The organism is Acidovorax sp. SUPP3334 (genome assembly GCF_030159055.1).
Taxonomy (GTDB): Bacteria; Pseudomonadota; Gammaproteobacteria; order Burkholderiales; family Burkholderiaceae_C; genus Paracidovorax.
In genome coordinates, this window is record NZ_BQXQ01000047.1 from 23,521 (window position 1) to 33,847 (window position 10,327).

The 10,327-nt window shown below is 54.0% G+C and carries 14 protein-coding genes; all 14 read left to right on the forward strand.

Features of this window, described 5'->3' with window-relative positions:
* The first annotated feature begins 1 nt into the window (after position 1).
* Positions 2-310, forward strand: coding sequence for a hypothetical protein (locus tag AVHM3334_RS20380; RefSeq protein WP_284415332.1), 309 nt, complete (start codon positions 2-4; stop codon positions 308-310).
* A 241-nt stretch (positions 311-551) separates the two neighbouring features.
* Entirely contained in the window at positions 552-674 is a 123-nt protein-coding gene (locus AVHM3334_RS20385) for a hypothetical protein (RefSeq protein WP_284415333.1), read from the forward strand.
* A gap of 205 nt (positions 675-879) precedes the next feature.
* Positions 880-2,391, forward strand: coding sequence for an RHS repeat-associated core domain-containing protein (locus AVHM3334_RS20390; RefSeq protein WP_284415334.1), 1,512 nt, complete (start codon positions 880-882; stop codon positions 2,389-2,391).
* Positions 2,388-2,699, forward strand: a complete 312-nt coding sequence (locus AVHM3334_RS20395; protein ID WP_284415335.1) for a hypothetical protein — start codon at positions 2,388-2,390, stop codon at positions 2,697-2,699. Before AVHM3334_RS20390 ends, AVHM3334_RS20395 begins: the two co-directional genes overlap by 4 nt.
* Positions 2,700-2,707: 8 nt before the next feature.
* Positions 2,708-3,823, forward strand: coding sequence for an RHS repeat-associated core domain-containing protein (locus tag AVHM3334_RS20400; protein WP_284415336.1), 1,116 nt, complete (start codon positions 2,708-2,710; stop codon positions 3,821-3,823).
* Complete coding sequence (locus AVHM3334_RS20405) at positions 3,820-4,068, forward strand: hypothetical protein (RefSeq protein ID WP_284415337.1); 249 nt, start codon at positions 3,820-3,822, stop codon at positions 4,066-4,068. Before AVHM3334_RS20400 ends, AVHM3334_RS20405 begins: the two co-directional genes overlap by 4 nt.
* 78 nt (positions 4,069-4,146) lie before the next feature.
* The gene (locus tag AVHM3334_RS20410; RefSeq protein WP_284415338.1) at positions 4,147-5,223 is read left to right on the forward strand and encodes an RHS repeat-associated core domain-containing protein; all 1,077 of its coding nucleotides are present in this window, start codon (positions 4,147-4,149) and stop codon (positions 5,221-5,223) included.
* 3 nt (positions 5,224-5,226) lie between these two features.
* On the forward strand, positions 5,227-5,490 hold the full coding sequence (locus AVHM3334_RS20415) for a hypothetical protein (RefSeq protein ID WP_284415339.1): 264 nt from the start codon (positions 5,227-5,229) through the stop codon (positions 5,488-5,490).
* Between the two features lie 94 nt (positions 5,491-5,584).
* Positions 5,585-6,571, forward strand: coding sequence for an RHS repeat-associated core domain-containing protein (locus AVHM3334_RS20420; RefSeq protein ID WP_284415340.1), 987 nt, complete (start codon positions 5,585-5,587; stop codon positions 6,569-6,571).
* Positions 6,572-6,576: 5 nt separating this feature from the next.
* Positions 6,577-6,987, forward strand: a complete 411-nt coding sequence (locus AVHM3334_RS20425) for a CdiI-like immunity protein (RefSeq protein ID WP_284415341.1) — start codon at positions 6,577-6,579, stop codon at positions 6,985-6,987.
* Between the two features lie 54 nt (positions 6,988-7,041).
* On the forward strand, positions 7,042-7,380 hold the full coding sequence (gene imm40, locus AVHM3334_RS20430; protein ID WP_284415342.1) for an Imm40 family immunity protein: 339 nt from the start codon (positions 7,042-7,044) through the stop codon (positions 7,378-7,380).
* Between the two features lie 65 nt (positions 7,381-7,445).
* Entirely contained in the window at positions 7,446-7,904 is a 459-nt protein-coding gene (locus AVHM3334_RS20435; protein WP_284415343.1) for a hypothetical protein, read from the forward strand.
* Between the two features lie 134 nt (positions 7,905-8,038).
* Positions 8,039-9,868 carry an RHS repeat-associated core domain-containing protein gene (locus tag AVHM3334_RS20440; RefSeq protein WP_284415344.1) on the forward strand — a complete coding sequence of 610 codons (1,830 nt, stop codon included), beginning with the start codon at positions 8,039-8,041 and terminating at the stop codon, positions 9,866-9,868.
* Positions 9,865-10,176: a hypothetical protein gene (locus tag AVHM3334_RS20445; RefSeq protein WP_284415345.1), complete on the forward strand. Its 312-nt coding sequence runs from the start codon at positions 9,865-9,867 to the stop codon at positions 10,174-10,176. Before AVHM3334_RS20440 ends, AVHM3334_RS20445 begins: the two co-directional genes overlap by 4 nt.
* Positions 10,177-10,327: the final 151 nt, after the last annotated feature.

A 10,327-nucleotide genomic window follows, 5' to 3' on the forward strand; every position in this document is an offset into this window, starting at 1 on the left:
AATGCTACTCAAAAAAATTGGAATCACTTTAATTGTTTTGGCTTGTGTTGTAGTTTTGGCTTCTTTTGCAGGAAGAAAGATGATCGAATCTTCCCCTGTTTATCAAGCTGCTATTGCTGAAATAGATAATAAATTCGGAAATTCTTCATCAAAATTGATGATTCCGATGTTCAGGACCTTTAAATTTTCAGAAGGTACATATTCTGGGAGGGCGAATTTTATTTTGTGCAGATCGCAAGGAGCATGCTATCAAATAAACGCTGAAAAAAATAACGGTCAATGGGCCTTGACCGCTCACGATGAAAGTTAAGTGTGTTTGTCTTTTGGATCATGAGGGGAATGCTATTTCCTCATCTCCATGGTTAAACATAGGGGCGACTTACCATGTACTGTCAATATTTATTGACAGCAAGGGTGGTAGAAGGTTTTGGGTAAATTATCAAGATCAGAATGAATGGCCAAGCGTTGTTGAGCACCGCGCTGAGTGCTTTGAGATCGTGAGCACCGTCGTTCCCTCCAATTGGCGTTTGTGGATTCACGAGAGTTCGGCAATGGGTATTTCTCCTTTCTCATGGCAAAGTGCTGAATTTACTGATGCCCTTCTTGAGCATGATGCAAAAGCTTATTCAATTTTTGAGTATGAGAGAGATATTATTTTGAATGAAGATCGTTAAGTGATTTTCTGTTGCGATATCCAATCGGAGCCCGCTGGGCCAGGCCACCGGCTGGCAATGGCCGGGCTTTGCGCAGACCCCCGGCAACCCCGCACCGCTGGCCGAGCAACGCAGCTACACCAGCGCGGGCCAACTGGCCGCCAGTGCCCTGCTGCAGCTCACCTGGGACAGCGCCGGGCGCATCGCGCAGATCACCCAGCAGCACATGCTGCCTGCGGCAGGCAGCACCACGGTGGCGCAGCAGGTGGCGCTCACCAGCGCGTACAGCTACGACACGGTGGGCCGGCTCACCGCCAGCGCGCACAGCGCGCCAGGCACCCTCACGCTGCCCAGCGCAGCGGCATTGAGCGACACCATCGGTGCCAACGCCAGCGGCTACGCGTGGGATGCCAACGGCAACCGCAGCCAGAGCTACTACAGCAGCAGCACGGCAGGGGGCACCGCCACGCTGCAGCGCGACTACCAGATCGCCAGCGACAGCAACCGCCTGGGCGGGTACACGCAGACCTTCACGCCAGCGGGTGGCAGCGCACAGACCAGCGCAGTTGCCTACAACCACGACGCCACGGGCTCGATCACGAGAAAGGGCGACAGCTACCTGCACTACGGCGTGGACGGGCGCATCGCCAAGGCCGGCCCCAGCGCCGACCCGGCCAGCGCGCTGGCGGTGAGCTACACGTACAACGCCCTGGGCCAGCGGGTGTTCAAGAGCGATGCGAGGCTGTCCGGGGCGAACAACCCGGCCATCACGCAGCAGACCGTGTATGCGGAAGACGGAATCGGCAGCACCGTGCTGGGCCAGTACGGCAGCAGACGGAGCAGCGACAGCGCGGCACCGGCGGGCGAGATGGACAGCACCGAGGTCATCTACCTGCCCACGGCAGCAGGGCCGATGCCGATTGCCGCGCAGATCAACGGCAGGCTGTACGCCATCGATGCGGACCACCTGAACACGCCGAGAAGGCTGACGAACACGCAGGGCCAGGTGGCGTGGCAATGGCTGATCACGGGGTTCGGAGAGGCGAATCCGACGACCGGGGCGGCCAATTACTCACAAAGCGGGCAGGGGAGCGCAGCCTATGCGGAAGCTATCCAATTCGATCTGCGGTATCCGGGGCAGGTGTTCGATGAAGAGACTCAGCTCAACTACAACCTGAATCGCTATTACGACCAGGCGTCGGGGCGGTACATCCAGGCCGATCCGATTGGGTTGGATGGGGGATGGAATCCCTTTGGGTATGTTGCTGGAAACCCGATTTCTTTGATTGATCCGGATGGCTTGCAATTTCTAGACTTGACCACTCTTGCTGGAGCCAGACGAGAAACGACTTTGGACGATGCTGTAAGAGCCGGAGCTTGGACCCGGACGGTCACCATGCCTGCATCGGTAGTGGGATTTAGTCCTTCGGCAATAGGTCTGGCGGGGTCTGCTGCTGCGCCATTGTTTTGTTCAACTACAACTACGGTGACTTCATGGGCAGAGGCCGGCGTTGTGCCTGATCTGGCTGCGGGTAGATGGGTAATGCAGGGTGGTCCTAATACTTGGAATTACATTAGAACTGGTGTGTGGGGGCCTAGATTTACATTTGATAAAGGCCTTTCTTGGCCCGTTTATCCAATTTCGAACTCTGTAACTGGCACGGCTACAGTCAGTTGGCCTGTTGGTATTGCCAACTTTTGGCGAGGAATATTTGGTCAGAGGCAAATAATTCCATGAATATAGATAATTTTGAAGCTTTTCTACTCGTGGGATTTTTTTCAAAACTTCTTTGGAATATTATTTTTCCCTCAATGATGCAGTGGATGCATAAACTATGGGTTTTAGGGAGAATAAATGAAAAACCACGAGAATTTCAAATGTTTACAGGTTTGGAGGTTTTGTTTTTGTTAATTTTCTCGATGTGGGAAGGTTATGAGAAGGCTTCCCTACTCTATGGATTTATGGTTGTTGTTTTTGGTGGTTTGCTCGTTGGCCTATCTTATTTTTTGTGTGGCGCTATTACTAAATTAATTAGAGGAAAGTAGCGAAATGCGTGAACGGCCGCATCGCCAAGGCCGGCCCCAGCGCCGACCTGGCCAACGCGCTGGCGGTGAGCTACACGTACAACGCCCTGGGCCAGCGGGTGTTCAAGAGCGATGCGAGGCTGTCCGGGGCGAACAACCCGGCCGTTACGCAGCAGACGGTCTATGCGGAGGACGGCATCGGCAGCACCGTGCTGGGCCAGTACGGCAGCAGACGGAGCAGCGACAGCGCGGCGCCGGCCGGCGAGATGGACAGCACGGAGGTCATCTACCTGCCCACGGCCAGCGGGCCGATGCCGGTGGCGGCGCAGATCAACGGCAGGCTATACGCCATCGATGCGGACCACCTGAACACGCCCAGAAGGCTGACGAACACGCAGGGCCAGGTGGCGTGGCAGTGGCTGATCACGGGGTTCGGGGAGGCGAATCCGACGACCGGGGCGACCGGCTACTCACAAAGCGGGCAGGGGAGCGCCAACTATGCCGAACCCATCCGATTCGATCTGCGGTATCCGGGGCAGGTGTGGGATGAGGAAACCCAACTGGCGTACAACCTGAACCGGTACTACGACCAGGCGTCGGGGCGGTACATCCAGGCGGACCCGATTGGGCTGGATGGGGGATGGAATCGCTACCTCTACGTAGATGGATCGCCGACGAACCTAATTGACCCTTCTGGATTGGCGAGTTTCATGCCGGGTGCAGGGTTTGGAGATTCTCCATTGGTGGACAACGGGTCAAGTTGCTCGCCGATGTTTCAGCAGCCCCGTGTGGATGATGGGGGATGTATTTCCACTGGTGGTGGCCCCAACATCTGCATTGGCCCTGGAAGTATTAGGGGAGTATTGCCTAGATCAGCTGCAAAGATTGATCCAGCCGTAATTCGAGAAATCGAACAAATTGTGAGATCAGGAGGCTCTGCGTTTCCGCTCGAAGCTGGCGCTCAACTTCGAGCGGTCGCAGAATCTTTTGCCGGGAAAATACGTAATGCTGGTACTGCTGCGCAGGCAGCTCATATTAGAGATGTGGGTCTCGGCGCTATTGATAGATTGGATAGATTTGATGCGCTCACACCGGCGGCTAGGCAGCAACTTCGAGAAATCATCAATGGAGCATTTAGGCCATGAATGAATTAAACGATCCAATTGAAAGTTTGGCATTTGCCGAATTAATAATATCTTGTCAAGTGGATGGCTGTCTGAATATATTCCAGAAAAGCTTGGATGAGCCAGCAACCGACCCTGTGGAAAAGTGGTCTGTCAAGATGTCCGGCTTGGCTCGCGCTGCCGGGTGGGCCTCTGATCCTACGGGAAAAGTTTTATGCCCAATTCATGCTAATGCAGAAATGGGTGGCAATAAATTGATATCTTAAAATTGATTAGCTGCATTACGCCAGTGATATTTGAATCGCTGAAGCAGGCCTGACCGCCGACCCGGCCAATCCCTTGGCGTGAGCTACACGTACAACGCCCTGGGCCAGCGGGTGTTCAAGAGCGATGCGAGGCTGTCCGGGTCGAACAACCCGGCCATCACGCAGCAGACCGTGTATGCGGAGGACGGCATCGGCAGCACCGTGCTGGGCCAGTACGGCAGCAGACGGAGCAGCGACAGCGCGGCACCGGCGGGCGAGATGGACAGCACCGAGGTCATCTACCTGCCCACGGCAACCGGGCCGATGCCCATCGCCGCGCAGATCAATGGCAGGCTGTACGCCATCGATGCGGACCACCTGAACACGCCCCGGCGCCTGACGAACACGCAGGGCCAGGTGGCGTGGCAGTGGCTGATCACGGGGTTCGGGGAGGCGAATCCGACGACCGGGGCGACCGGCTACACGCAAAGCGGGCAGGGGAGCGCAGCCTATGCGGAACCCATCCGATTCGACCTGCGGTATCCCGGGCAGGTCTGGGATGAGGAAACCCAACTGGCGTACAACCTGAATCGGTACTACGACCAAGTGTCGGGGAGGTACATCCAGGCCGATCCGATTGGGCTGGATGGGGGATGGAATCGCTTTGCCTATGTGGGGGGGAATCCTCTGAATAGCACCGATCCTCTCGGCCTGATGACTTGGGAAAGCTGGTGGGATGCCTCGGTCGCAGGCTTCCAATCTGAGACACCTTGGAGTGCGGCAATGCGCGTTCTTGAAGGATGGCCTGTCGGTGCTTCAATGGTTGGGGGAGCAGGCCGATATTTAGCTGCTTGGTCAAAAGCTCCCGCCATTGTTGAACAAGGAGCAATGTGTGTCCCTGCCTCTAGAGAAGCGTTGAAAGCGGATATGTTTGCAATGAGAGCAGCTCCCGAATTAAAGGCAATCTTAAATTGGGGGAGGGACATTCCTGGCATTCAGGCGGCGAGATCTAGTCTTGATGCAATGAAAATGCAAGGTATTCAATCCAGTATGACTAGAGCCGAAATAGAAACTATTCGAGATTTTTATAGAGCTGCAGCAGCGAACGGAAGAGGTGGCGCTGTAGCGCCTGAGCGTGCCGCTTATATGGAACAAATTCTTCAGTTATGGAAATAAATCATGGCGAATATTACTACTAGCATTTTGCTTCAAAATGAAAGCGATAGCCCTATGGTAATTTTTTTAGAGCCCATTGCGGAGATGTATTCGATAATTCCAAATCAAAAAATACAAATCCATGCAATTTTTGAAGAAAATACGAATAACTTGAATTTTACTATTGCTCCAAATAATGACGGAATAACTATTTATGTTCCTGGTGAGATAGTTGGGTATGTGGATAGCTATGTAACTATTGATGGCGTCAGAATTAAGCCTGATTAATACTCCCCCAGCCCTCATCGGTTTGCCTATGTGGGCGGTGATCCGCTTTCGTTCGTGGACCCAGAGGGCCTGCAGTGTCTTGACCTGACGACGCTTGCGGGAGCAAGCCTACAACCACGACGCCACGGGCTCGATCACGAGAAAGGGCGACAGCTACCTGCACTACGGCGTGGACGGGCGCATCGCCAAGGCCGGCCCCAGCGCCGACCCGGCCAACGCGCTGGCGGTGAGCTACACGTACAACGCCCTGGGCCAGCGGGTGTTCAAGAGCGATGCGAGGCTGTCCGGGTCGAACAACCCGGCCATCACGCAGCAGACCGTGTATGCGGAAGACGGCATCGGCAGCACCGTGCTGGGCCAGTACGGCAATCGCAGGAGCAGCAATTACAGCGAGCCCATCCGATTCGATCTGCGGTATCCCGGGCAGGTCTGGGATGAGGAAACCCAACTGGCGTACAACCTGAATCGGTACTACGACCAGGCGTCGGGGCGGTACATCCAGGCCGACCCGATTGGGCTGGATGGGGGATGGAATCGCTTTGGGTATGTGGCCGGGGACCCGCTTAATGCGATAGACCCGCAAGGATTGAATGCGGTCCTGATTGCCAATAGAGCAGCGGCTTGGGTACAAGGTGCCTATTACCGGTATGGCCCAGCCATTACAGAATTCATTGCTGGGGCTTCGGGTGTCAATGGCGCGGTGGTGTCCCCGATGAGTCCATTGGTGGCGCAGATTCCGACTTCTGTCTCTCGGATGACTCCGGTAGCCAGAGCGGTAATTGAAGGAGTGGAGTCAGGAGGGCTGTGTTCTGCTCAGACAGCAAGTCGCGCAATTACTTTGACAAATGGTTTTTATCAAGCGGAAGGGTCAGCCTTTAAATTTTCTGATTATTACTACAACAAACTTTGGTCTACTGGTCGTGGGGCGCCATTTTTACAGGCTGAAGAAATATTTCTCACATCAAAGACGGTCACGCCCGATCGTATGGCGGGTTTTAATCGTTATGTAAACGAGGCCTTTGAAATGATTTATAACCCGTCAACTAAAGAAGTTTGGCATCTTCAGCCTAATAGGAAGTAACACCCATGTTTAACGAATTGTTTCGATCAATTTATCTATCTCATATTTCAAAAGGAGGTTTGATAGTTGATTGGGTGGAGGATGAATTTAGGTTTAGCGCAGCTCGCGAGAAATCTATTAATTTTGATCAAAGTGAGCAGGAAATTTATAAATCATTTTTCTCGAGTGAAAATCAGAGCAAATTTTATCTTCTATACTGCAGGATTAGAGGCGAAATGGTGGGTGTTCCCTACTCTCGATGTGAAAAGCTGATTGGCATGTTGGCTTTTATGCAGGAAATTTTGGCCACTGCACTTTGGAAGCATAACCAGAGAGTTGAGGTGGATATGGAAAATTTTGCTAGAGAATTTGATCGTCTTGATATTGAAGATGAGCGTTTTCGATTGTATGAAAGTGTGCAAAAAAGAGGCGAGTAACTGGATTTTTTATTGGCTGAGGTTTTCCATTGACTTTTGTGATTGATTTTGTCAATGAATGATTCGGTAAAAATTCAAGATAGCTTGGCTTCGATTTTTGAGCAAGAAGGAACTTCTCTTGGGAGCGAAGGGGTTGATGAAGTGGCACTACCCCTCCACGCTGCAATGCACGCTATTACGATCTTGCGCACATATCGCACAGCGGCTAAAGTTGGCGAGGTTTGGGAGAAAATCGGCGATAGATTCAAGCCTACTTACGATGGATGGAATTTTGAAAGAAAGGCTTACTCAAGCGAGAGTGAATATGTTGAGGCAACCTTGGATGCCGCCGAAAAATTAGTAATATTTTACTTTTCTCGCGGAGGAGAATTTTATATTGTATTTGGAGTTTGATTGCGCGGACGCTACTAGTGAATTCGGTACACCAATACCTACGGGCAGATGTACTTGCCAATAATATGAGTACCGAAAAAATTTCTGATGAGGACTACCAAAAACTCAAGGCATTTTTGGGTAATTTTTTCGACTGGTATAACGCACGTCCTAATATGCCAGCTGAGATTCATCCACTGTATATGGCTGAAATAATAGAGCGTCGATCAATGAAAGATGCCCAGCGCGGTTTGCAGATGGCAATCAACGATACGGTTGAAGACACATCAAACTGGACACCTGATGCGATTGCTGCTGCCGATGCAAGATTCGCAGCCGCTGGCACCTTTACCTTGAGTGAGGTCAGGCGCCGCTATTCAAAGAAGTATCTTCAGATTCTCAAGCGCGGCCTGATTCGTTCGGAGACCGAGTACTACTTGCTCAAGGGCGTCGCGGATGGCGGCGGCATTGAGCCAAGTGCTACGGAAGGCCAGCAGATCGAAGCCATGCTCGCGGCATTTGAAGCCAAAATCATGAAAAACTGAATTGCTATTAATTTTGTAGCTATATGCCGGCGATTTTATTGTTGTACGGTAGGTTTGGACGTAGAAAACGCGGCCAGCGCCTGACGGGCTGGAGCGACAACCGGGGAGCGCGAACCATCAACGGCCAGCCCCTGGTGAGCGGCATCACCTGGAGCCCGCTGGGCCAGGCCAGCGGCTGGCAATGGCCGGGCTTTGCGCAAACCCCCGGCAACCCCGCACCGCTGGCCGAGCAGCGCAGCTACACCAGCGCGGGCCAGCTGGCCGCCAGTGCCCTGCTGCAACTGACCTGGGACAGCGCCGGGCGCATCGCGCAGATCACCCAGCAGCACATGCTGCCCGCGGCAGGCAGCACCACGGTGGCGCAGCAAGTGCCGCTCACCAGCGCGTACAGCTACGACACGGTGGGCCGGCTCACCGCCAGCGCGCACAGCGCGCCAGGCACCCTCACGCTGCCCAGCGCAGCGGCATTGAGCGACACCATCGGTGCCAACGCCAGCGGCTACGCGTGGGATGCCAACGGCAACCGCAGCCAGAGCTACTACAGCAGCAGCACGGCAGGGGGCACAGCCACGCTGCAGCGCGACTACCAGATCGCCAGCGACAGCAACCGCCTGGGCGGGTACACGCAGACCTTCACGCCAGCGGGCGCAAGTGCACAGACGACCAGCATCACCTACCACCACGACGCCACGGGCTCGATCACGAGAAAGGGCGACAGCTACCTGCACTACGGCGTGGACGGGCGCATCGCCAAGGCCGGCCCCAGCGCCGACCCGGCCAGCGCGCTGGCGGTGAGCTACACGTACAACGCCCTGGGCCAGCGGGTGTTCAAGAGCGATGCGAGGCTGTCCGGGTCGAACAACCCGGCCGTCACCCAGCAGACCGTGTATGCCGAAGACGGCATCGGCAGCACCGTGCTGGGCCAGTACGGCAGCCGCAGGAGCGGCAACAGCGCCGCAGCAACCGGCGAGATGGACAGCACCGAGGTCATCTACCTGCCCACGGCAGCAGGGCCGATGCCGGTGGCCGCGCAGATCAACGGCAGGCTGTACGCCATCGATGCGGACCATCTGAACACGCCCCGGCGCCTCACCAACACGCAGGGCCAGGTGGCGTGGCAATGGCTGATCACGGGGTTCGGGGAGGCCAATCCAACGACCGGGGCGACCAATTACTCACAAAGCGGGCAGGGGAGCGCCAACTATGCCGAACCCATCCGATTCGATCTGCGGTATCCGGGGCAGGTGTTCGATGAAGAGACCCAGCTCAACTACAACCTGAATCGGTACTACGACCAGACGTCGGGGAGGTACATCCAGGCCGACCCGATTGGGTTGGATGGGGGATGGAATCGCTTTGGGTATGTGGCCGGGAACCCGCTTAATGCGATAGACCCGCAAGGATTGAATGCGGTCCTGATTGCCAATAGAGCAGCGGCTTGGGTACAAGGTGCCTACTACCGATACGGCCCAGCTATTACTGAATTCATTGCTGGGGCATCGGGTGTCAATGGTGCGGTGGTATCTCCAATGAGCCCATTGGTGGCGCAGATTCCGACTTCTATCTCACGGATGACTCCTGTGGCAAGGGCTGTCTCAGAAAGCCTTGAATCGGCTGGAGTTTGCGCTGCAAATAATTCAAAAAAGTTAATAGATGTATTTAGAGCGGTTGTACCTGCCGAACTAAACAGCATTCAGAAGAATGGCATTTTCACGAATTTATCTGGCTTCGAGGGTAAATACTTTACAACCAGTGCGCAAGCTGCTTCAAGCTATGCGCGACAAGCAGTTAGGGGTTTTGGAGATCCTGCTTATACTATTGTCCAAAGTAAGGTGCCGCAAAGCGTTCTTAATCAGCCCGGAATATCTGCTACCGTTGATCGCGGAATTCCAGCTTTCGTAATTCCAAATGGAAATTTGCCCGGCCTAATCCCGAATATTCTTAGCTACTCTCCATTGCCATGAAGCGTATTTTTGCAAAAATAAACCTTTTTAGTAATTTTGACGGAGGACGTTCTCAGGCAATACCGGCCATGAATTTTGGATGCCCGGTCTTTTTTGAGAATATTCCAGCCCTTTCTAAGCATGGCTACGACTGTCGTTTACTAATGTCTGAGTATGGTCAATCCATCTCTCCGGGAGAAATTGCAGAACCTGTTCCCATAATTTTCCTTTCTCAGGATGAGGTGCTTTTACATGTAAAAGTAGGGGCGCAATTTAGCTTGTGGGAAGGTAAGAAAATTGGGGTTGGTGAAATTTTGAAAATTGAATAATTTTTTCCTGGCGATGGGCTAAACGGGAGCCTCTCACAACCCATGTTTGACGAATCCCAATAGGGACGAGTGGGCGCCAGCAGCCGTTTGAATGCGTGATGAGGGCCTGCGGCGGTCTGCGCCTTGTGCATGATGGGCCTTGCAGGCCCGG